Annotated in this window: 21 protein-coding genes; 11 read left to right on the top strand and 10 right to left on the bottom strand. The window is 69.4% G+C overall.

Annotated features, from left to right (window positions below; translation table 11 throughout):
- Positions 1-7 precede the first annotated feature (7 nt).
- Positions 8-1,060, bottom strand: coding sequence for a zinc-dependent alcohol dehydrogenase family protein (locus NNZ72_RS09700; protein WP_257315087.1), 1,053 nt, complete (start codon positions 1,058-1,060; stop codon positions 8-10).
- 327 nt (positions 1,061-1,387) lie between these two features.
- Here NNZ72_RS09700 and NNZ72_RS09695 point away from each other — a divergent pair, with 327 nt between their 5' ends.
- From NNZ72_RS09695 to NNZ72_RS09670, 6 genes are all read left to right on the top strand, one after another.
- Positions 1,388-2,269 (top strand): branched-chain amino acid aminotransferase, encoded by an 882-nt coding sequence (locus NNZ72_RS09695; protein WP_257315086.1) that lies wholly within the window; start codon positions 1,388-1,390, stop codon positions 2,267-2,269.
- Positions 2,270-2,401: 132 nt separating this feature from the next.
- Positions 2,402-3,004, top strand: coding sequence for a superoxide dismutase (locus NNZ72_RS09690; protein WP_257315085.1), 603 nt, complete (start codon positions 2,402-2,404; stop codon positions 3,002-3,004).
- 252 nt (positions 3,005-3,256) lie between these two features.
- Positions 3,257-3,700 (top strand): c-type cytochrome, encoded by a 444-nt coding sequence (locus NNZ72_RS09685; protein WP_257315084.1) that lies wholly within the window; start codon positions 3,257-3,259, stop codon positions 3,698-3,700.
- Between the two features lie 225 nt (positions 3,701-3,925).
- Positions 3,926-4,837 carry a cytochrome c gene (locus tag NNZ72_RS09680; protein ID WP_257315083.1) on the top strand — a complete coding sequence of 304 codons (912 nt, stop codon included), beginning with the start codon at positions 3,926-3,928 and terminating at the stop codon, positions 4,835-4,837.
- A gap of 64 nt (positions 4,838-4,901) precedes the next feature.
- Entirely contained in the window at positions 4,902-5,147 is a 246-nt protein-coding gene (locus NNZ72_RS09675; RefSeq protein WP_257315082.1) for a BrnT family toxin, read from the top strand.
- Positions 5,144-5,434 carry a BrnA antitoxin family protein gene (locus NNZ72_RS09670; protein WP_257315081.1) on the top strand — a complete coding sequence of 97 codons (291 nt, stop codon included), beginning with the start codon at positions 5,144-5,146 and terminating at the stop codon, positions 5,432-5,434. The genes NNZ72_RS09675 and NNZ72_RS09670 overlap by 4 nt, the downstream gene beginning before the upstream one ends.
- Positions 5,435-5,469: 35 nt before the next feature.
- Here the strand turns inward: NNZ72_RS09670 and NNZ72_RS09665 are convergent, their stop codons facing one another.
- The 6 genes from NNZ72_RS09665 to NNZ72_RS09640 all read right to left on the bottom strand — a co-directional run bounded on the left by NNZ72_RS09665 (position 5,470) and on the right by NNZ72_RS09640 (position 13,056).
- A complete protein-coding gene (locus NNZ72_RS09665; protein ID WP_257315080.1) occupies positions 5,470-5,973 on the bottom strand; it encodes a GNAT family N-acetyltransferase in 504 nt (167 codons plus the stop codon).
- A 203-nt stretch (positions 5,974-6,176) separates the two neighbouring features.
- Entirely contained in the window at positions 6,177-6,614 is a 438-nt protein-coding gene (locus NNZ72_RS09660) for a hypothetical protein (RefSeq protein ID WP_257315079.1), read from the bottom strand.
- 59 nt (positions 6,615-6,673) lie between these two features.
- Positions 6,674-8,998 carry a glucose/quinate/shikimate family membrane-bound PQQ-dependent dehydrogenase gene (locus NNZ72_RS09655; RefSeq protein ID WP_257315078.1) on the bottom strand — a complete coding sequence of 775 codons (2,325 nt, stop codon included), beginning with the start codon at positions 8,996-8,998 and terminating at the stop codon, positions 6,674-6,676.
- A 317-nt stretch (positions 8,999-9,315) separates the two neighbouring features.
- Complete coding sequence (locus NNZ72_RS09650) at positions 9,316-10,812, bottom strand: protein adenylyltransferase SelO (protein ID WP_257315077.1); 1,497 nt, start codon at positions 10,810-10,812, stop codon at positions 9,316-9,318.
- A gap of 221 nt (positions 10,813-11,033) precedes the next feature.
- The gene (locus NNZ72_RS09645; RefSeq protein WP_257315076.1) at positions 11,034-12,239 is read right to left on the bottom strand and encodes a GNAT family N-acetyltransferase; all 1,206 of its coding nucleotides are present in this window, start codon (positions 12,237-12,239) and stop codon (positions 11,034-11,036) included.
- Positions 12,240-12,243: 4 nt separating this feature from the next.
- Positions 12,244-13,056 carry a glycosyltransferase family 25 protein gene (locus NNZ72_RS09640; protein ID WP_257315075.1) on the bottom strand — a complete coding sequence of 271 codons (813 nt, stop codon included), beginning with the start codon at positions 13,054-13,056 and terminating at the stop codon, positions 12,244-12,246.
- Between the two features lie 218 nt (positions 13,057-13,274).
- Between NNZ72_RS09640 and NNZ72_RS09635 the strand changes: the two genes are divergently transcribed.
- Positions 13,275-15,302: a caspase family protein gene (locus NNZ72_RS09635; RefSeq protein WP_257315074.1), complete on the top strand. Its 2,028-nt coding sequence runs from the start codon at positions 13,275-13,277 to the stop codon at positions 15,300-15,302.
- 217 nt (positions 15,303-15,519) lie between these two features.
- Here NNZ72_RS09635 and NNZ72_RS09630 read toward each other — a convergent pair whose 3' ends face one another.
- Entirely contained in the window at positions 15,520-17,616 is a 2,097-nt protein-coding gene (locus tag NNZ72_RS09630) for a S9 family peptidase (protein WP_257315073.1), read from the bottom strand.
- Between the two features lie 420 nt (positions 17,617-18,036).
- Here NNZ72_RS09630 and NNZ72_RS09625 point away from each other — a divergent pair, with 420 nt between their 5' ends.
- Positions 18,037-18,417: a DUF930 domain-containing protein gene (locus tag NNZ72_RS09625; protein WP_306766241.1), complete on the top strand. Its 381-nt coding sequence runs from the start codon at positions 18,037-18,039 to the stop codon at positions 18,415-18,417.
- Positions 18,418-18,428: 11 nt separating this feature from the next.
- Here NNZ72_RS09625 and NNZ72_RS09620 read toward each other — a convergent pair whose 3' ends face one another.
- Complete coding sequence (locus NNZ72_RS09620; protein WP_257315133.1) at positions 18,429-19,289, bottom strand: VOC family protein; 861 nt, start codon at positions 19,287-19,289, stop codon at positions 18,429-18,431.
- Positions 19,290-19,597: 308 nt separating this feature from the next.
- On the opposite strand from NNZ72_RS09620, the gene NNZ72_RS09615 reads away from it, so the two are divergent.
- The 3 genes from NNZ72_RS09615 (at position 19,598) to NNZ72_RS09605 (ending at position 21,400) form a co-directional block, all read left to right on the top strand.
- Positions 19,598-19,921 carry a TraR/DksA family transcriptional regulator gene (locus NNZ72_RS09615; protein WP_257315071.1) on the top strand — a complete coding sequence of 108 codons (324 nt, stop codon included), beginning with the start codon at positions 19,598-19,600 and terminating at the stop codon, positions 19,919-19,921.
- A 221-nt stretch (positions 19,922-20,142) separates the two neighbouring features.
- On the top strand, positions 20,143-20,808 hold the full coding sequence (gene trhA / locus NNZ72_RS09610) for a PAQR family membrane homeostasis protein TrhA (RefSeq protein WP_371747745.1): 666 nt from the start codon (positions 20,143-20,145) through the stop codon (positions 20,806-20,808).
- A gap of 79 nt (positions 20,809-20,887) precedes the next feature.
- Positions 20,888-21,400, top strand: a complete 513-nt coding sequence (locus NNZ72_RS09605) for a GNAT family N-acetyltransferase (RefSeq protein WP_257315069.1) — start codon at positions 20,888-20,890, stop codon at positions 21,398-21,400.
- Here the strand turns inward: NNZ72_RS09605 and msrB are convergent.
- The gene (gene msrB / locus NNZ72_RS09600) at positions 21,381-21,788 is read right to left on the bottom strand and encodes a peptide-methionine (R)-S-oxide reductase MsrB (RefSeq protein WP_257315068.1); all 408 of its coding nucleotides are present in this window, start codon (positions 21,786-21,788) and stop codon (positions 21,381-21,383) included. The genes NNZ72_RS09605 and msrB overlap by 20 nt on opposite strands.
- Positions 21,789-21,860: the final 72 nt, after the last annotated feature.

The following is a 21,860-nucleotide window of genomic DNA, read 5'->3' as shown; positions in this document are numbered from 1 at the left end:
AGGAATGTCAATCGGCCGGGCCCATCCGCGTGATCACGCTGATGCCGGTGTCGGCCGCGCGGTCCATCGCCATCAGAGCCGGCACCGCCTCGTCGAGGCCGATGTGCCGGCCGATCAGCCGCTCGGGCGCAAGCCGCCCGGCCGCCATCATCGAAAGCATCGCGTCGTAGCGCCAGGCCTGCATGCCGTGGCTGCCGTAGATTGTGAGCTCGTGGCCGATCACCTGCGCCATCGGGATCTGTGGCGTCGCATGGTCGGCGAGCATCAGCCCCACCTGCACGTGCCGCCCGCGCCGGCGCAGGTTCCGGATCGAGTTGAAGCAGGTGACGGGCGAGCCCAGAGCGTCGAGCGAGGCGTGCGCGCCGCCGCCGGTGATCTCGCGCACCGCCTCCGCCACGTCGGCAACCGCCCGCGCGTCGACCGTCGCCACCGCGCCCATCTTCCGCGCGAAATCCAGTTTCTCCTGCGAAATGTCGATGGCGACGGGGTTCGCCCCGAGCGCCGCGGCGATCATGATCGCCGACAGGCCGACGCCGCCGCAGCCGTGGACGGCGACCCACTCGCCGCCCGTCACCCTCGCCTGGTCGACGACGGCGCGGAACGCGGTGGCGAAGCGGCAGCCGAGGCTCGCGGCGGTGGCGAAGTCGATGCTCTCCGGCAGGGGCACGAGATTGTGGTCGGCATGGTCGATCGCCACATATTCGGCGAACGACCCCCAGTGCGTGAAGCCCGGCTGGAACTGCGCCTCGCAGACCTGCTGGTTGCCCGAGCGGCATTCGCCGCAATGGCCGCAGCCGGAGACGAAGGGCACCGTCACGCGCTCGCCTTGCCGGAAGCGCGAGACGGCCCTGCCGGCCGCCACGACGATGCCGGCGAGCTCGTGGCCCGGCACGTGCGGCAGGCGGATGTCCGGGTCGTGGCCCATCCAGCCGTGCCAGTCGCTGCGGCAGAGCCCCGTCGCCTCGACCTTGATCACCACCCCGTCCTCGGCCGGCGCCGGGTCCGGCAGGTTGCGGATCTCGGGGGTTGCCCCGAAGGCCTCGTAATACATCGCGCGCATGGCCGTGCTCTCCTGGTCGCCTGTTCTATGGCACGGGCTGCGGGAGAGGGGAACAGGACGCTGCCCCTCATCCGCCCTGCCGGGCACCTTCTCCCCGCAGGCGGGGAGAAGGAGAGATGCCGGACCGGCTTCCTAAGGAGACGGTGGAAGTGGAAACCGTTGCCGCATTCCCCTTCTCCCCGCCTGCGGGGAGAAGGTGGCGGCAGCCGGATGAGGGGCATGATCGCCGTCACCCATCACGCTCCCTGACGCACCCATTCAACATCTTGAATGGACAAGCCCGCCCGTCTGGCCGAAGGCAGAGGAAGAACGAAAAGGAGCCCCGCCATGCCCGTCGACACGTCCCCGCGCACCGCCACCTGGACCTTCGTGGACGGCGAATGGCTTTCCGGCAACCCGCCGCTGATCGGCCCCACCTCGCATGCCATGTGGCTCGGCTCCACCGTCTTCGACGGCGCGCGCTGGTTCGACGGCATCGCGCCCGACCTCGACCTGCACTGCCGCCGCGTCAACCGCTCCGCCGAGGCGCTGGGGCTGAAGGCGACGATGACCGCCGAGGAGATCGAGGGCCTCGCCCGGGAGGGCATCGAGAAGTTCGACGGCCGCACCGCGCTCTACATCAAGCCGATGTACTGGGCCGAGCACGGGACGGCCGGCATGGTGCAGGCCGACCCGGAGTCGACCCGCTTCGCGCTCTGCCTGTTCGAGGCGCCGATGGGCGATCCGGAGGCGGGCGCCTCGCTCACCGTTTCGCCCTTCCGCCGGCCGACCGTCGAATCGATGCCGACCGACGCCAAGGCGGGCTGCCTCTATCCCAACAACGCCCGCATCCTCACTGAGGCCCGCCGCCGCGGCTTCGACAACGCGCTGGTGCGCGACATGCTCGGCAACGTCGCCGAGACCGGCTCCTCCAACGTCTTCATCGTCAAGGACGGCGTCGTCTTCACGCCGGCCGCGAACGGCACCTATCTCGCCGGCATCACCCGCGCGCGCGTCATCGGCCTGCTGCGCGCCGCCGGCTTCGAGGTGGTGGAGACGGTGCTGACGCTCGCCGATTTCGCGGCCGCCGACGAGATCTTCACCTCCGGCAACTATTCGAAGATCGCGCCGGTGACCCGCTTCGAGGAGCGCGACCTGCCGCACGGCACGATCGGCGCCAAGGCGCGCGACCTCTACCTCGACTGGGCGCGCTCGGACGGCGACGCCTGAGGGCGCGCAAGGATTTTCCTGCCGTAACGCAAATTTCGCAACGGCGGCGGTTGCCTCTCCCGGTTGCCGCTCCTATGTTCCACTCACGGATTTCATTGAGAAAATTCCGCCCGCCCAAGAGGAGAATGCACCATGGCCTTCGAACTTCCGCCGCTTCCCTACGATTACGACGCGCTCGCCCCCTACATGTCGCGCGAGACGCTCGAATATCACCACGACAAGCACCACAAGGCCTATGTCGACAACGGCAACAAGCTGGCCGAGGAGGCGGGCCTTGCCGACCTCTCGCTGGAGGAGATCGTCAAGAAGTCCTACGGCACCAACCAGGGCCTGTTCAACAATGCCGGCCAGCACTACAACCACGTCCATTTCTGGAAGTGGCTGAAGAAGGGCGGCGGCGGCAAGAGCCTGCCGGGCGCCCTGCAGAAGGCCGTCGACAGCGACCTCGGCGGCTACGACAAGTTCCGCACCGACTTCATCGCCGCCGGCACGACGCAGTTCGGCTCCGGCTGGGCCTGGCTCTCGGTCAAGGACGGCAAGCTCGCCATCTCCAAGACCCCGAACGGCGAGAACCCGCTCGTCCACGGCGCCACCCCGATCCTCGGCGTCGACGTCTGGGAGCATTCCTACTACATCGACTACCGCAACGCCCGGCCGAAGTACCTCGAAGCCTTCGTCGACAGCCTGGTCAACTGGGATTACGTGCTGGAGCGCTACGAGGAAGCCACGAAGTAAGGCATTCCGCCTCCTCCGTGATGGGAAGGCGCCGGCGTCGCGTTCGCCGCGTCGCCCCGCCCCGGGGCTTCGCTCCGATCCTCCCGTCGAGGGGAGGGCGTCGCGCCTCGCACAGCAGCATTCCCGACCCCGGCCGCCCGCGGCCGGGGTTTTCCGTTTCAAGAAGATTTTACTTCCCTCGGCCCCCCAAAGTGCAATCATGCCGGCGCATCGTCCAACCGGCGGAATGCCGAAAACAATCGGGAGTAATTGATGAAATTCAAGACTTTGGCCGTCGCCGCCGCGCTTGCGGGCCTTGGCGCGGGCGCCGTCCTCGCGGCGGGCGAGCCGCAGGTCGTGCGCCAGGACATGATGAAGAAGGTCGGCGGCGCGATGGGCGCGCTGTCGGGCATCGCCAAGGGCGAGAAACCCTATGACGCGGAGATCGTCAAGGCGTCGCTGGCGACGATGAGCGAGGTCGCGCGGGCCTTCCCGGAACAGTTCCCGGCCGGCAGCGAGACGGGTGCCGAGACCGAGGCGAGCCCGAAGATCTGGGAGGCTCCGGACGACTTCAAGGCGAAGGCCGACCGGCTCGCCGCCGATGCCGAGGCGGCGCTGGCGAGCCTTCCGGCCGACCAGGCGGGCGTGGGGGCGGCGCTGGGCGCGATCGGCAAGAACTGCGGCGGCTGTCATGAGGTCTACCGCGTCAAGAAGTGACGCGGTAGGCCGTCCCCGACCCTGAAACGGATATGTCCGTTCGCCGGCAGGCCCCCTCATCCGCCTGCCGGCACCCTCTCCCCGCCGGGGAGAAGGAAAGGGGTGCCAACCTCTCGTTTCCTCTTCTCCCCGGCGGGGAGAAGGTGGCCCGAAGGGCCGGATGAGGGGGTATCCGCTTGCCTTTTCCGGGCAGGCGGCTTTTTCTATCACGACGGAGAAGGGTGCATGACGCTCAGGAAAATCGCAACCGGCCTGGTGATGGTGGCGGTGCTCGCCGTCGCGGCCTTCCTCTATGTCACCGCGCCGGAGCGGCTGCCCGCCGAGGTCTGGGCCTCGGCCGGCGCGCCGGACCTCGCCAACGGCGAGCGCATCTTCCACGCCGGCGGCTGTTCGAGCTGTCACGCCGCGCCGGGCGCGCCGGACGATCGGAAGACGGTGCTTTCCGGCGGGCTGGCGCTGAAGAGCCCCTTCGGTACCTTCCACGTGCCCAACATCTCGCCGGACGAGACGGCCGGCATCGGCGCCTGGACGCTCGCCGAGTTCGGCGACGCGATGAAGCGCGGCACCGGCCGGGACGGCGAGCACCTCTACCCGTCCTTCCCCTATGCCTCCTACAGCCGCATGACGGTGCAGGACATCGCCGACCTCTACGCCTATCTGGGGACCCTGCCGAAGAGCGCCGACGTCGCGCCGGAGCACGACCTGCCGTTCCCCTTCAACGTCCGCCTGTCGCTCGGCGGCTGGAAGCGCCTCTATCTCGACGAGGCGCCGCGCGTGACGCTTTCCGACGCCGACGAGAAGGTCCGCCACGGCCAGTACCTCGTGGAAGGCCCCGGCCATTGCGGCGAGTGCCACACGCCGCGCGACATCCTCGGCGGGCTGAAGACCGACCAGTGGCTCGCCGGTGCCCCGAACCCGGAGGGCGGCGAGGGCAGGGTGCCGAACATCACCCCGCGCGAGGGCGGCTTCGGCGGCTGGAGCGAAGGCGACATCGCGAGCTACCTCGAGACCGGCTTCACGCCCGAGTTCGACAGCGTCGGGGGCGCGATGGTCGCCGTGCAGAAGAACCTCGCGGCGCTGCCCGCCGCCGACCGCGAGGCGATCGCCGCCTATCTCAAGGCGATCCCGGCGCGGTGAGTACGAGGATTTTTTGTATCACTTTTATTCTTGCATTCGCGGACGGATGCGCTGATATGAGTCGATGAAGATCACCTTCGATCCGCCCAAGCGCGCGAAGACGCTGCAGGAGCGCGGCCTGGACATGGCCGACCTGACCATGGATTTCTTCGAGGCGGCGACGGTCTTCGAGGCGAAGAAGGGCCGGCTGATGGCGATCGGCGTCTTTCGCGGAACCGTCGTCACGGTGATCTTCGAGCTGCTCGGCACGCAAGCGCTTTCCGTCGTGTCCATGCGCCGGGCATCGCGAAAGGAAAGGAGAACCCTATGAGCAGGCTTCCACGCCACCTTCGCGACATCGACGATGCCGAGGAGGCGGAGATCCAGCGCCAGATCGCCGGCGACCCCGACGACGAGGAACTGAGCGAGAAAAGCGCACGTCGCCCCATGACCTTCGGCGAGGCCGTCCGCCGTAAGCGCGGCCGTCCGCCGGCGGAGAGCCCGCGCCGGCAGGTTTCCATTCGCCTCGACCCGGACGTGATCGAATATTTCAAGGCGACCGGCAAGGGCTGGCAGGCGCGCATGAACGACGCGCTCCGCAAGGCCGCCGGCCTATAGAGTGCCGCGCGTCCAGATGGACGTGCAAATTTGTTCTACCCCAGCGACTGCACGTAGCGCATGCCGGTGACCGGGCCGGCGCGGAAGTTCATGGTCTCGTAGAAGCGGTGGGCCTGGAAATTGCCGGTGGCGGCGCTGACGGAGAGGTAGCCGCAGCCGGAGAGGCGGGCGTGCTCGCGGGCGCGGGAGACGAGGTGGCGGCCGATGCCGTGGCCGCGGTGGTCGCGGCGCACGAAGAGCTGGTTGAGCTCCATGCCGCGCACGCCCTCCATCGCCCGGTACAGCGGGGCCAGCAGCGCGTAGCCGATCAGCCGGCCGCCCGCCTCGGCCACCAGCGCGGTGATCCAGGGCCGCTCGGAGAACAGGTCGCGGTCGAGATCGGCGGCGGAGATCCTCGCCGTGTCGCCATGGCATTCGGCGTGCAGCGCGATCATGTCGAGGATCTGCTGCAGGTCGCCGGGGCGGGCGGCGCGGATGGTGACGAGCGGCGGCCGTTCGGCCGGCTGGACGGGTTCGAGCTTGAGGACGGTGCTGTGCATGGCGGGGGCTCCTTGGGGTTTTACCGCCATCAGGTGCCCGAAAACAACAAAGCCGCCCGATGGCGGCTTGTCGACATGATCGAACGGCCGCTCCCTATGGGAACAGCCAAAAATACTGCGCGGCGATGGGCGTGTTCTTGATCATGGCGGCGATATTCCCCGAATCCGCGGATTTGTCAACGGGGCGTGCGGCGAAAATCCGCTCAGGCTTCGGCAGCCTCCGCCGCCTGCTGCGTCGCCTCCGCCGTCTCGTCGATGCCGAGCTGCTCCTTGACGGCGCGGCGGATGTCCGCCTCGATGGCCGCGCGCTCGTCCGGCGGCAGGGACGCCAGGCTTTCCTCCGTGAGGCCCAGCGCGTCGAGCATCTCCTTGCGCAGCCGCTCGGCCGCCGTCATGCGCGAAAGCTCCATGAACTCGGCGGCGAGGCCGTCGCTCGCCGCCTTCGCCTCCTCGTCGCGCCGCGCGGCGGCGAGCCAGAGCGCGTTGGCGAGGCCGGCGGGCATCGGCATGGAGGGACCGACGGTCGGCGCGCCCCGGCGCGGGAGGGCATCCGCCTCGCCGCCGGCGCTGATGCTGTTGTCCTGCCGCGCGGCCTGGCGGCCGGGCATGTAGGCCATGTGCATGCCGCTGTCGATCTTCATGGAAAATGTCTCCCTGAAAAACATCGGGGAGACATTGGCACGCCAGCCTTTTGCGGGACTTACGGCAGCGTGTAGGCGATCACCGAATCCCCCGCCTTGGTGCCGACCGAGCCGTGCCCGCCGGCGACGATCAGCACATATTGCCTGTCGCCCGCCGTATAGGTCATCGGCGTCGCCTGGCCGCCGGCCGGAAGGCGCGCCTCCCAGAGCTGCAGGCCGCTCGTCACGTCGTAGGCGCGCAGGTAGTTGTCGACCGCAGCCCCCAGGAAGGCGATGCCGCCCCTGGTGATCATCGGCCCGCCGATGCCCGGCACGCCCACCTTGAAGGGCAGCGGCAGCGGCGTCATGTCGTAGACGGTGCCGTTCTTGTGCTTCCAGGCTATCTTGCCGGTCGCGAGGTCGGCGCCGGCGACATAGCCCCACGGCGGCGCCTGGCAGGGAATGCCGAGCGGCCCGAGGAACGGCCCCATGTAGACGCCGTAGGGCGCGCCCTCGTTGCGGTTCAGCCCCTGCTCGGAGCCCTTCTCGTCCTGCCCCTTCGGCGGGATCTCCTCGCGCGGCACCAGCCGGGCGGTGAAGGCGAGGTAGGTCGGCATGCCGAACATCACCTGCCGCTCCGGGTCGACCGCCACCGAGCCCCAGTTGAAAGTGCCGAAATTGCCGGGATAGACGAGCGTGCCCTGGAGCGAGGGCGGCGTGTAGCGCCCCTCGTATTTCAGCGAGCGGAAGTCGATGCGGCAGGCGAGCTGGTCGAACATGGTGATGCCCCACATGTTCCTCTCCTGGAGCGGCTCGGGGCGGAAGGTGAGGTCGGAGACGGGCTGCGTCGGCGCGGTGAAGTCCTCGGGGATGGCGCCGGTCGGCGCCGGCTCCTCGCGCACGGGGATGATCGGCTCGCCGGTGCGCCGGTCGAGCACGTAGACGTCGCCCTGCTTGGTCGGGCCGACGAGCGCCGGCACGGTCGCGCCGTCGCGGGTGAGGTCGACCAGCACCGGCTGCGCCGGCACGTCCATGTCCCAGAGGTCGTGGTGCACGGTCTGGCGCACCCAGCGCACCGCGCCGGTGGCGATGTCGAGCGCGACGATGGACGAGGAATATTTTTCGACATGCTCGCTGCGGCCCATGCCGAGCTGGTCCGGCACCTGGTTGCCGAGCGGGATGTAGACGAGGTTAAGCGCCGCGTCGTAGCTGAAGACCGACCAGGAGTTCGGCGAGTTGGCCGTGTAGGTCTGGCCCTCCGGCAGCGGCGTGGTGACGTCCGGGTTGCCGGAATCCCAGTTCCAGATGAGCTCGCCCGAATCGACGTCGAAGGCGCGGATCACGCCCGACTGCGACTGCGTGGAATAGTTGTCGTTGACCGCCCCGCCGATGATGATCTTGCGGTCGACGATGACGGGCGGCGAGGTGGAATAGTAGTAGCCGGCGGGATTGTAGGGCATGCCGGTCTCGAGCCGAAGCACGCCGTTCTCGGCGAAGCCCGTGCAGACCTCGCCGGTCTCCGCGTCGAGCGCGATCAGCCGCGCGTCGGAGGTCGGCAGGTAGACGCGGGCCGGGCAGAAGCTCGCGGCCGGGTCGGCATGGTAGGTGACGCCGCGGCAGGTCTGGTGCTGGCGGTCCGGGTTCATGCCGGAGTTGGAATCGTATTTCCACTTCTCCCTGCCCGTCGCCGCGTCGATGGCGATCGCCCAGTTGTGCGGCGTGCAGAGATAGAGCGTGTCGCCCACCTTGAGCGGCGTCACCTGGTAGGTGGTCTCGCCGACGTCGTCGGGCAGGCGCACGTCGCCGGTGTGGTATTCCCAGGCGACCTTGAGGTCGGCGACGTTGTCGCGGTTGATCTGGTCAAGCGGCGAATAGCGCTGGCCGTAGGGCGTGCGGCCGTACTGGTGCCATTCGCCCGCCGGCACGTCGCCGCCGAGCGCGGGGCTGGCGTTGACGATCTCCGTCGGCAGCGTGCCGCCGAGGTCGTGCGGGTCCTGCGTCATCGCATAGCCGGCGACGACGATCGCCAGCAGGTTGGCGACGGCGAGCGGCACGAGGCTCGCCGGATAGTGCGTGCCGGTGGGGCTCGTGAAGCCGAGCGGCCGGCGGATGGCGGGCAGCATCAGCCACAGGCCGAGAAGCACGATGACCCCGCCGCGTGGGCCGAGCTGCCACCAGTCGAAGCCGACCTCCCAGACCGCCCAGCCGAGCGAGCCGACGACGATCAGCGCGTAGAGCCACAGCGCCGCCGCGCTGCGTCGGAAGAGCAGGAACGCGGTGACGAGGAAGGCGAGGCCGGCGATGACGTAGTAGAGGCTGCCGCCGAGTGCCGCGAGCCATCCCCCGCCGCCCGTCAGCACCAGTCCGATGAGGGCGAGGAGGAGGGCGGTGAGGGTGAGCAGCATGGCGGTCTCCGTCTCTGGGGCAGGACCGGTGCATATGAAATTATGAAGGTGCGTCTTCCCCCCTTCTCCCCGGCGGGGAGAAGGTCGCGGCAGCGGGATGAGGGGGAACGCGTGCCAAGCGAAATCAGGATCGCCGCGGCCCGTTTCACCCCCTCATCCGACCCTCCGGGCCACCTTCTCCCCGGCGGGGAGAAGGGAAACGGCACCCTCATAGTCCGTATGCGTCAGTCCTCGTTTGCGGGGACGGCGCCGGAGGCCGGCCCTGCGTTCGGTGGGTGGACATCCGTGAACTAGGGCGCCGGCGGCGGCAATCAACCTTACGTTCCGCAGAAGGTCGCGGTGACCTCCTCGCCGGGCTTCGGCGGCTCGGCATGGGCGGCGAAGGCCGGCTGGTCCTCGTAGGGCCTCGCCAGCACGTCGTTGAGCGCGAAGAACAGCGAGAAGTCGCCGTGGTCGGCGGCCGCCGTCAGCGCCTCCTCGACCTTGTGGTTGCGCGGGATGAAGGCGGGGTTCACCTTGCGCATCGCCGCCGCGCGCACTCCGGGCGGCGTTTCCTCGCGCGAAAGCCGCGCCCGCCAGGCGGCAAGCCAGGGCGCCAGGCGCGCCGGCGCCTGCAGCAGGCGTTCGAGCGCCTCGTCGGCCGCGTCGCCTTCGGCGGCGTCCGAAAGGCGGCGGAAGGCGAGGGTGAAGTCGGCCTTGCCCCCGAAGAGCACGGAGAGCAGGTCGCGCACGAGCTGCTGGTCGCCCTCCTCCTCGGTCTCTCCGAGCCCGGTCTTGGCGCGGATCACCGCCTTCCATTCCGCCTGGAAGCGCTCCATGAAGCCGGAGACGCTGGCGTTCGCCGCGTCGACCGCCTTGTCCTGGTCGGCGTCGATCAGCGGCAGCAGCGCCTCGGCGAGGCGGGCGATGTTCCATTGCCCGATCATCGGCTGGTTGCCGTAGGCGTAGCGCCCGCCGTGGTCGATCGAGGAATAGACGGTGCGCGGGTCGTAGCGGTCCATGAAGGCGCAGGGACCGAAGTCGATGGTCTCGCCGGAGATCGTCATGTTGTCGGTGTTCATCACGCCGTGGATGAAGCCGACGCCGAGCCATTTGGCGATCAGCGCCGCCTGCCGCGCCGCGACCGCGTCGAGCAGCGCGAGCGCCGGGCGCTCGGCGTCCCGCAGTTGCGGATAGTGCCGGCCGATGACGTAGTCGACGAGCACGCGCAGGTTTTCGATGTCGCCGCGGGCGGCGAAGAACTGGAAGGTGCCGACGCGCACGTGGCTCGCGGCGACGCGGGTGAGGACGGCGCCGGGCAGGATGCGCTCGCGGTAGACCGGCTGGCCGGTGGTGACGGCGGCGAGCGCCCGCGTCGTCGGGATGCCGAGCGCGTGCATGGCCTCGCTGACGATATATTCGCGCAGCACCGGGCCGAGGGCGGCGCGCCCGTCGCCGCGGCGCGAATAGGGGGTCTGGCCGGCGCCCTTGAGCTGGATGTCGCGGCGGCGGCCCGTGCGGTCGATCACCTCGCCGATGAGGATCGCCCGCCCGTCGCCGAGCTGCGGCACGAACTGGCCGAACTGGTGGCCGGCATAGGCCATGGCGAGCGGCAGCGCGCCCGGCGGCGGCAGGTTGCCGGAAAGCCAGGCCGCCCCGTGCCGCTCGAAGGCGTCCGCGTCGAGGCCGAGCTCTTCCGCGAGCGGCCGGTTGAAGGCGACGAGGCGCGGATCGGCGACCGGCGTCGGCTCGACGGCCGAGAAGAAGGCGGCCGGCAGCCGGGCATAGCTGTTGTCGAAGGCGGCAGGGCGCGTGTCCGTCGTCGCATTGTCCATGGCCGTCCGTCCTTTCCGTTGCGTGATCGCTTGCGCGATACCCCCTCTGGCCTGCCGGCCATCTCCCCCTCAAGAGGGGAGATCGGCTGGGGGCGAGGCGGTGCCACTTTCCAATCTCCCCCCTTGAGGGGGAGATGCCCGGCAGGGCAGAGGGGGGTAGGGCGTAAGCCCTCGTCGTTCTCCCTCAGATAGGGTCTTCCTGCGGAAAGAAAAAGCCCGCGTCAGGCGATCATCACCACGAGGCCGAGGCTCTGGCCGAATTGCGCGAGCCGGCGCAGCGTGTGCGGCATCGATTCGTAGAGCCGCTTCAGCCCGGGCCTGAGCCGCGCCGTCCACAGCCCCGCATAGGCCCGGCCGGTGAGGTTCGCCGGCACGGCATAGGTATCGAGCCGCAGCGTCCGGTTGCTCCAGGCCTCCTTGTAGTCGGCGGCGTTGCCGAGGAGGTCGTAGGTGGAGACGCCCTCGCCGATCAGCCAGGCGACGGTCATGTCCATCTGCACCTTGCCGGGCGAGGCCTCGCGCAGCGCCCAGTCGAAGGCGCCGAGATAGGCGTAGTAGTGGCCGTGGTGGAGGAAGCCGAGCTCGCCCGCCGCAAGCCGCCCGCCGGCGGAGAGCACCGAGAGGCAGGCGCCCGCGCGCGCCTGCCGGCTGCCGGTAAGCGAGGCGAGGAAGCCGTCGACGCCCGCCTGGCCGAGGCCGATGCTGAGCCGGCCCGTCTCGCGCAGCCATTCGCGCTTCAGGCGCAGGCATTCGGCAAGCGCCGGCGCAAAGCCCGGATCGCCGGGAAACAGCACCTCGAAGGAAAGCGCTCCCGTGCGCGACAGCAGGTTGCGCCGCCGGTTGCGGTTGCGCCGCTGCGTCTTGCTGAGCGCGGCCGTGTAGCCGTCGGCCGAGCCGAAGGCGGACAGATCGAGCATCGCCGCCGCGTCCGTCTTGCCGGCAAGCGGCGGATGGGCCGCAAGCAGGGCGGCGAGCGGCGAGCCCTCCGGCACGCTCTCGAGGAGGGCGAGGTCGTGGCCGCCCGCCGTGAGGCCGTCGCCGAGAAGGGCGCGGACCGCATCGAGCGCCCGGGCGTCGAGCGCGGGGTCGACGAGCAGGCCGGCATATTGCGTGTGCGGCGCGCCGAGCGGGACGAGGCGGCGGATGCGGCCGTCCTCGCGCATCAGCGGCCAGAGCGCGACGAGCCGCCCGTCCTGCCAGACGGTGCGGATCTCCGGCCGCAGGCGCTCCCCGCCGAAGGCGGCGATCCACTTGCGGCACCAGTCGAAGCCCTGGAAGTAGCCGAGCCCGTCGGCGGCGCGCCGCTCCAGCGCCTGCCAGGCCGCGGCGGCGGCGTCCATCGCGGCCGCGTCGGCGAGCACGCGCAGCACCGGCCCGGCCTCTGCGACCGGCGGGGAGGGGAGCTTGCGGGAGGGCGCGCCGGTCATGGCGTCACAGGATGCGCTGGGCGAGCGGGCGGATGAGCTTCATGCTCCAGCCGATGGCGCGGCCCTTCTGGCGGTCGTAGAGGCGGCGCCACCAGACGTCGATGCCCTTCGTGGCATCCACAAGCTCGGAGCGCGCATCCTGGATCTCGCTGCCTTGGCTGATCGGCGGGTGGACGACGGTCTGCGGCGAGGAGATATAGATCGTTCCCTGCGCGCGCCTTTCCCAGAGCGACCAGTGGTCCGCGAAGGTCTCCGCCTTCGGCGAGACGAGGATCTCGCTCGCCGCCCGGCGGGTAATGTAATAGCCGAACGTCCCCCAGACCTCGGGCGACAGCCAGCGGATGCGCTCGGCGAAGCGGACGCGCGGGCCGACGCGCGTCGCCGTGCGCAATCTCAGGATCAGCACGGTCACCCAGGACCAGCCGAGCTGGTAGACCGCCCAGCGGTCGGCGAGCGCCGGGCCGGCCTTGCGGAAATAGGCGAGCGCCTCGGAAAATTGCGGCGGCAGCGTCACGTCGTCCTCCAGCACCAGCGCGCCGCATTCGCCCTTCTCGACGATCTCGCGGTAGATCAGCCGGTGCGACAGCGCGCAGCCGATCTCCGGCGGCGACAGGGCGCGGCCCGCATTGCGCAGGATCGCCGCCTCGTCCACCTGCTCGCGCAGCCATTGCGGATCGGCCTGCCGGGCGTCCACCGCGTCGACGATGGTGAAGTCGACGCCGTGGCGCGCGAGCTGCTCGGCGATGGCCTTCCTGCGCTCCGGCATGCGCGCCAGGGACACGACATAGACCTTCGGTGCAGCCTCGACGCGGGACATTCTCAGAAACCCTTTCCACGCCCGATCCCGCCGGTCCTCGACGGACGGCGGGCCGGACCAACCTCTCACCGCACACTCGTACAGTTTCGTTGAAGGTCTCTTAATCCCGGCGGCGACGGAAAATCACGACTTGCTGAATAAGCGGGCGGCTCCCGCCGTTCCTTCCTCAGCGGAACGCGCCGCGGGATGGCCCGTGCGCCGCCGTCAGGGAGGCTGTCGTGCAGGGACGTATCTTTCAGGCGTTCGGGGCGCTCGTCGCCGCGGTCCTTCTCCTTCTCGCGCCGCCGGCGCTCGGCGCCGGGCAGCAGCGCTATGCGCTCCTGATCGGCAATGCCGACTACGAGGACGCCGAGCCGCTGGAGAACCCGCAAAACGACATCGACCTCGTCGGCGAGGCGCTGGAGCGCGCCGATTTCGACGTGACCCGCGTCAACGACCTCGACCAGCTCGGCATGTTCTCGGCGCTCAACAATTTCACCCGCCTCGCCGAGAAGGCGGAGAACCCGGTCATCTTCGTCTACTATTCCGGCTATGCCGTGCAGATCGACGGCGAGAACTACCTGCTGCCGGTCGACGCCTCCGGGCGCACCCGCACCGGCCTGCGCAGCCGCTCGCTGCCGGTCTCGCAGGTCGCCGAGGCGCTGAGGCCGGTCGGCACCGGCCTCAAGGTCGTCCTCCTCGACGCCGCGCACGAAAACCCCTACCTGCTCTTGCCCGACATCGGGGACGGGCTCGCCCGCCCGAAGGACGGCGACGGCCTGCACTACGCCTATGCCGCCGCCCCCGGCACGGTCGGCGGCCAAGACGGCACGCCGGTCAGCCCCTTCGCCTCGGCCTTCGTCGACGCCGTCAGCGTGCCCGGCGCCTCGCTGGAAGAGGTCTTCCGCCGCGTCCGCGACATCGTCAGGGAGCGCAGCGGCGGCCGGCAGGAGACCTGGGAGAGCGGCGGCGACTACGGCGGGCTCGCCTTCGGCGCGAAGGACGGCAAGGCCGACGCGGCGGAGGTCGCCTTCTACGAGTTCGCCGCGCTCGCCGACAACCGCGAGGGCTACGAGCGCTACCTCTCCCGCTACCCTGAAGGCGTCTTCGCCTATGTCGCCGAGCGCAAGATCGCGCTGCTGGGCCGCCGCCTCGACCGCGAGCGCGAGGACAACGGCAGCATCGCCTATCTCTCCTTCGCCAACGACCGGCACGATCCCTGCGGACGGCTCGCCTTCGACGGCGAGGACCGGCATCTTGCCGACCGCTACAGGGACGGCCAGCTCGTGCTCCTCGATTTCCGCTTCTGGTTCCCGCCGCAAAGCTGCGACGACGTCTCCTATTTCTCGACCGTCTATTCGCACGAGCGGCTGCGCAACGTCATCACCGGCGCGAGCATCCCCGAGCGCCGCATCCATGTCGCCGGCGAGGACGACCTGAGCCCGAGCGAGGAACGCGCCATCTACGCCTATTTCGACGAGGACCGGCGCGGCCATGCCCAGTCGCTGATGTTCCGCGCGATCGACGGGGAGCGCCGCCACGGGCTTGCGCTGGCCGTCAAGACGCCGGACGACAGCGCCCGCGAATATGTCGACGAGGTCGATTGCGGCAGGGGCTGCCTGAGCTTCCGCGGCCTCGTGCGCTTCCGCGACCGCAGCGCGCGCTCCGGCGAGGACTACGAGTTCGAGTTCGTCGACGTCCGCCGCCTCGGCCTCTACGACCGCTACCGCGACGTGCTGCGCGATTTCCCGGTCCGCGAGCACGCCTCGGCGTCGCACGACGCGGACGGCGCCTACTCGGCCGACGAGGCGCACGGCGCCCACGACGCCGGCGACGGCTACGGTGCGGCGGCCGATCCCTACCGCAAGGTGCGCACGGTCGGCGGCTGGGAGGTCGTCGCCGATTTCTCCGGCGACCGGCGCTTTGCCAACTGCCGGGCGCGGCGCGGCGAGGGCGGCGGCCGCCATGCGAGCTTCCGCTGGTATCCCGACGGCCGCCTGACCTTCGGCTTCGAGGACACGTCCTACGACTACCGCGACGGCCACGCCGTCGACGGCCGCTACCGGGTCGACGACGGCCGCGCCTACGACGTGCGCGGCACCGCCTACGGGCGGCAGGAGATCGCCTACGACCTCGGCAGCGACCGCGCCGTGGTGGACGCGCTGCGCCGCGGCAGCCGGCTGCGCCTCGGCGACGCGACCGTGAGCCTCAAGGGCTCCAGCGCCATGCTCGGCGACCTGCAGGCCTGCGTGGCGGCGTTCCGGTAGGATGCGGCCCGCATATGGATGCGACGTTGCCGCTTCCCCTTCTCCCCGGCGGGGAGAAGGTGGCCCGAAGGGTCGGATGAGGGGGTGGAACGCACCGCAATTGCGCCTTCGGCGTCCCCCTCATCCCGCTGCCGCGACCTTCTCCCCGCCGGGGAGAAGGGGCGGGAAGCGCCCTCGCAATTCCAACGGCCGGCAGGGCAGAGGGGGGAAAGCGGCCTTACCCCATCTTCCCAACAACCTTGATCGCGAACGCATACTCGAACGCGATCTCCTCCAGCCGCTGGAAGCGGCCGGAGGCGCCGCCGTGGCCGGCGTCCATGTTGGTGCGCAGGAGGATCGGCGCCGAGCCGGTCGTCTTCTCGCGCAGCTTCGCCACCCATTTCGTCGGCTCCCAGTAGGTGACGCGCGGGTCGGTGAGGCCGGAGAGCGCGAGGATCGCCGGATAGGGTTTTTCCGCCACGTTGTCATAGGGCGAGTAGGAGGCCATCAGGTCGTAGAACTCCCTGCTCTCGATCGGATTGCCCCATTCCGGCCATTCCGGCGGCGTCAGAGGCAGCGTGTCGTCCAGCATCGTGCTGAGCACGTCGACGAAGGGCACGGCGGCGATGATGCCGCCGAACTTCTCCGGCGCCATGTTGGCGACCGCCCCCATCAGCATGCCGCCCGCCGAGCCGCCCTCGGCGACGATGCGGTCGTGGGAGGTGAATTTCTCCGAGACGAGATGGTCCGCCGCGGCGATGAAGTCGGTGAAGGTGTTGGTCTTCTTCGCCATCTTGCCGTCCTCGTACCAGGCGAATCCCTTGTCCTTGCCGCCGCGCACATGGGCGATGGCATAGACGAAGCCGCGGTCGGCGAGCGACAGGCAATTGGTGTTGAAGGAGGCGGGGATGGTGATGCCGTACGCGCCGTAGCCGTAGAGCAGGCAGGGTGCGGTGCCGTCGAGCGCCGTGTCCTTGCGGTAGAGCAGGGTGACCGGCACGCGCTCGCCGTCCGGCGCAGGCGCGAAGACGCGGCGGGTGACGTAGTCGTCCGGATCGTGGCCGGAGGGCACTTCCTGGGTCTTGAGCAGCGTGCGCTCGCGCGTCGCCATGTCGTAGTCGAAGAGCTGCGAGGGCGTCGTCATCGACGAATAGGAGAAGCGGATGACGTCCGTGTCGTATTCCGCCGCCCCCGAGAGCCCGAGCGAATAGGCTTCCTCCGAAAAGGCGATCTCGTGCTCCTTCCCGCTTGCCCGCTCGCGCACGACGATGCGCGGCAGGCCCTCGTGCCGCTCCAGCCGCACGAGATGGCGGGCGAAGGCCATGTGGCTGAGGATCAGCGTGCCCGGCCGGTGCGGCACGACCTCGCGCCAGTTCTCCCGCTCGGGCGTGGCGACCGGCGCCTCCATGATCTTGAAGTCCTTGGCGCCGTCGGCATTGGTCAGGATGTAGAAGACGTCGCCGCCCTCCGTCATCGCATATTCGAGCCCCGTCTGGCGCGGCGCGACGACGACCGGGTCGGCCAGGAGGTCCTTGGTCGGGATCAGCCGGTACTCGCTCGTCTCGTGGTCGTGGATGTCGATATAGATGAAGTCGTCGAGCAGCGAGCCGCCGACCGACATGAAGAAGCCGGCGTCCTTCTCCTCGTAGACGAGCCGGTCCTTCTCCTGCGGCTCGCCGAGGATGTGGTGGAAGATTTTTGACGGGCGGTGGTTCTCGTCGAGCGCGGTGTAGAAGAAGCTCTTCGCGTCCGGCGCCCAGACCCCGTCGCCGCCGGTGTTGACGACGACGTCGTGCCGGTCCTCGCCGGTCGCAAGGTCGCGCACCTTCAGCGTGAAATATTCCGAGCCCTTGTCGTCGTAGCCCCAGATGCCGAGCGCATGGTCGCGCGAGTGGTCGAGGCCGGCGAGGCGGAAATAGCCCTTGCCCGCCGCCTCCCTGTCGCCGTCGAGGAGCACGGTGCGCTCGCCCCCCTCGCGCGGCTCGCGGAAATAGCGCGGATGCTCGCCGCCGGTGACGTAAGATGTGCCGTAGGCGTGCGGACCGTCCTTCACCGGCACGGAGCTGTCGTCCTCCTTGATGCGCCCGCGCATCTCGGCAAACAGCACCTTCTGCAGCGCCTCCGTGTCGGCCATGGCGGCGGACATGTAGGCGTTCTCCGCCTCAAGGTGCGCGCGGATCTCCGGGTCGAGGATCGACGGGTTCTTGAACATCGCCTGCCAGTTGTCGTCGCGCAGCCAGGCATAGTCGTCGCTGCGGGTGATGCCGTGGCGGGTGTCCGCGAAGGGCTTCTTCTTCGCGACGGGGGCGGCGGGCAGGTTCTGGAAGGCGGGCAAGGCATCACTCCGGCAAATCGGGACGGTGGTGAGGAGAGATAGAGACCGCGGTGCTCCGCATCAAGCGGGAAAGGGTCCCCATGCGCGGCAGAGACAACCGGATGGGAGTGTGCTGCCCCTCATCCGGCCTGCCAGCCACCTTCTCCCCGCAGGCGGGGAGAAGGAGATTTGCCGCACCGTTTTCCGAGATCATCGTCGTCTCGCAGGCCGCGTCCCCTCTCCCCGCCTGCGGGGAGAGGGTTAGGGTGAGGGGCAAAGCCGCATATGCTGGCCTACCCTCCGCAAAGCACCATGTCCGCCTTTTCCCGCCGCGATTGCTTGCCCCGTCCCCTGCAATGGGCCTATGTCTGCCCGCTTCGAAGCAGGACGTCGTCACGGACGGCATGAGAAGGAGGTGACGGTTTGAGATTGCATTCCTGCATGGTGCTCGCAGCATTCGCTCTCGCGTCGACGGCGGCGTCGGCCGGGACGATCGACGCGCGCGTGCGCAGCCAGCTGCAGAAGCTGACGCCGGACGAGCGGCTGGAGCAGCGCTGCGACATCGAGGCGATGGACCGGATCGGCGCGGCGAAGAACGGCTTCCGCCCGGACAAGGTCATCGCCTATGCCTTCGGCGACCCGAAGCTCGCCGGCACGACGCTGAAGACCAGGGGCGCGGTGTTCCGCAGCAGGGGCGAGTGGTACCGGCTCTCCTACCGCTGCGAGGCGAGCGCCGACCGGCTCGCCGTCAAGGCGTTCAAGTACAGGATCGGCGGCAAGGTGCCGCGCGCCGACTGGGCGGCGCACTATCTCTACGATTGAGACCCGGCGGCTCAGGCGGCAAGCCTGAGCCCGATCCCCCACGGGTCGGTGAGCGAGACGGTGTCGCCCGTCCGGGTCGTCGCGATCCCCATCTCGTCGAGCTTCGCTGTCGCCGCTGCGAGCTTTCCGGCATCGTTGAAGCGGATCGTGTAGTCGGAAAGCCCGGTCATGCCGCTTTCCCGCTTCGGCTGGCCGCGCGAGTTCCAGACGTTCGCCGCGACATGATGGTGGTACTTGCCGGTGGCGAAGAAGCTCGCGCCCGGATAGCGCGCCATCAGGTCGAGGCCGAGCACGTCGCGAAAGAAGGCGTCCGCCTCGGGGATGTCGGAGACCTGCAGGTGGATGTGGCCGATCGCCGTGCCGTCCGCTTGGGCGGAGAAGCCGTCCTTCGGCGCCTCGTCGTAGAGCGCCTGCAGGTCGAGCCGCTGCGTCGCCATCTTCACCGTGCCGTCGGCGGCGTAGGTCCATTCCGAGCGGTCGCGGTCGCGATAGATCTCGATGCCGTTGCCCTCCGGGTCGTCGAGGTAGATCGCCTCGCTGACGAGATGGTCCGAGGCGCCGGTGAGCGGCACGTTGTTGTGGGCGGCGTGCGCCAGCCAGCGGCCGAGCTCGGCGCGGCTCGGCACCAGGAAGGCCGTGTGGAAGAGGCCCGGCGCCGTGCGCGGCGCGCGCGCCGCCCTCGCTCCGGTCGTCAGCGTGACGAGCGGCCGGCCGGCGACGCCGAGCGTCTCGCCCGAGGTGGTGCCGTCGAGGACCGAGAGCCCCATGACCTTCCGGTAGAAGGCCGAGACCATCGGCAGGTCGACGACCGTCAGGTGCGAATGGTCGACGAAGGCCGGCATGTCGAGGGCATGCGTTGCGGGCTGGGTCATGGTGCTGTTCTCCGCGCGGACGGGCAGGGCCTGCGCGGCGGCGATACCGGCGGCTGCGCCGAGGAATGTCCGTCTGTCGAGGTCCGTCATCGTCTTGTCCCGTTGCGGTTTCCTCTTGGAAACCTTTCTGTCGAGGAGGAATATGGCGGACGGTCGCCGTTCACGGAAGATCGTGTTTCGGCGATTTAGCGTCAACAGGGCGTTGACGGTCAGGGTGGTGAATCTTGATCTCGGTCAATGCGGCGGCCCTGCCGCGCGCTAGGCTTGCCGTGACGCCTTTGAAGAGAGACAGGAAAGGAGGCCCGGACATGGCCGACCCGGCGCAGTACAAGGACATTCTGCTCGACCGCAAGCGCGAGCTCTACCGCCGCCTGAACAAGATCGACCGGGACCTCGACACGCTGAAGAGCGCCGACAGCTCCGACCGGGCGATCGAGCGGGAGAATGACGAGGTGCTGGAGGAGTTCGGCCATACCGGCCTCAAGGAGCTGGAGGCGATCGAGGCGGCGCTCGACCGCATCGCCGCCGGCACCTTCGGCGTCTGCGCCAAGTGCGGCGAGCCGATCGCCGAGGCGCGGCTCAAGGCCGTGCCGCATGCGGCGCTCTGCGCGGAATGCATCGCCGGGCAGTAGCATTCGGCCTTGCCCCCGCCGGCCGAACGCGGCACCATGGGCGCTCGGAATGACGTCACCGTTCCCTTCTCCCCGCCGGGGAGAAGGTGGCCCGTAGGGCCGGATGAGGCGGGCGAAGCCGGCATCTGCGGCGTCCTCCTCATCCGCTGCCGCGACCTTCCCCCGCCGGGGAGAAGGGGCAAGACGCAGGCCCTGGCGATATGAGGCGTGGGAGCATCGGCGTGGAGATCGAGGGCATCAAGTGGCGCTATGACCGGCACGAGCTGATCGCCGACGGCATCGTGCACGGCGTCGGCGTCGTGCTTGCGCTCGTCGGCGTCACGGCGCTCGTCTTCTATGCCGCCGTCTTCGCCTCCGGCGGGCAGTTCGCGGCGGCCCTTGTCTACGGCACCGGCCTCATCCTGTCGCTCGGCATCTCCTTCGCCTACAATCTCTGGCCCGTCTCGAAGGTGAAGTGGCACCTGCGCCGCTTCGACCACGCGGCGATCTACGTGCTGATCGCCGCCACCTACACGCCCTTCCTGCAGCGCGGCATCGACGATCCGTTCCTGGCGGCGATGCTCGCCGGCATCTGGATCGCGGCGGGCGCGGGCGCGACGCTGAAATTCCTCTTCCCCGGGCGCTACGACCGGCTGGCGATCGGCCTCTACCTCGCCATGGGCTGGAGCGGCGTGATGGCGGCGGGACCGCTCGCCACCAGGCTTCCGGCCGCCACGCTGGCGCTGATCGTCGTCGGCGGCGTGCTCTATTCGGTCGGCGTCGTCTTCCACGTCTGGGAGCGGCTGCGCTTCCAGAACGCGATCTGGCACGGCTTCGTCGTGGCCGCCGCCGCCGTCCACTATTCGGCGGTTCTCTCCAGCGTCGTCTCCGCGCCGGCCGGGCTCTGAGCCGGACCCGGCGCCGAAACCGCTTCCCACCGTCATCGGAAATGCTCTATAAGCCCGGCGGAAAAACGGGGGCCGGGGCATGGAGATCGAGATACGCGACGCCGGCGAGGCCGACCTGCCGGGCATCCTCGCCATCTACAACGACGCCGTCGCCAACACCACGGCGATCTGGAACGAGATGCCGGTCGACCTCGACAACCGCAGGGCCTGGCTTTCGGCCCGGCGCGACCGCGGCTTTCCCGTCCTCGCCGCCGTGCGCGGCGACGCGGTGCTGGGCTACGCCTCCTACGGCGAGTGGCGCGCCTTCGACGGCTACCGCCACACGGTCGAGCATTCCGTCTACGTGCGCGGCGACACGCGCGGCCTCGGGATCGGCCGCCGGCTGATGGCGGCGCTGATCGAACGCGCCGCTGCGGGCGGCATCCACGTGATGATCGCCGGCATCGAGGCGGAGAACGCCGCCTCGATCCGCCTGCACGAGGCGCTGGGCTTCCGTTATGTCGGCCGCTTCGAGGAGGTCGGCATCAAGTTCGGTCGCTGGCTCGACCTCGCCTGCATGGAGCTGAAGCTGGTCAGTCCGGATCGAAGCTGAGCGCCACCCCGTTCATGCAGTAGCGCAGGCCCGCCGGCGGCGGCCCGTCCGGGAAGACGTGGCCGAGATGGGCGTCGCAGTCCGCACAGCGGATCTCGGTGCGCGTCATGCCGTAGGAACGGTCCGTATGCTCGGTGACGGCGCCGGGCTCGATCGGCCGGGTGAAGCTCGGCCAGCCGGTGCCGGAATCGTACTTCGCCTCCGAGCGGTAGAGCGGCCGGTTGCAGCAGATGCAGCGATAGGTGCCCTTCCTGGAAAGGTCGAAGTCCGGGCTGGAGAAGGCCCGCTCCGTGCCGTGCTCGCGGGTGATGCGGAACTGCTCGGGCGTCAGGATCTCCCGCCACTCGTCCTTGCTCTTGTGAACCTTCAACGTCGATGTCTCGCTCATGGCATCCTCCTGTTCGCTGCTTAGATAGGATGCGGCGGGCGGCGTGACAATCGAGGCGGGCGGTGCTAGAGG

This window comes from Shinella pollutisoli (assembly GCF_024609765.1).
GTDB classification, from domain to species: Bacteria; Pseudomonadota; Alphaproteobacteria; order Rhizobiales; family Rhizobiaceae; genus Shinella; species Shinella pollutisoli.
Note: the sequence above shows the minus strand (reverse complement) of the source record. Positions and strands in the feature narration are given on the sequence as shown.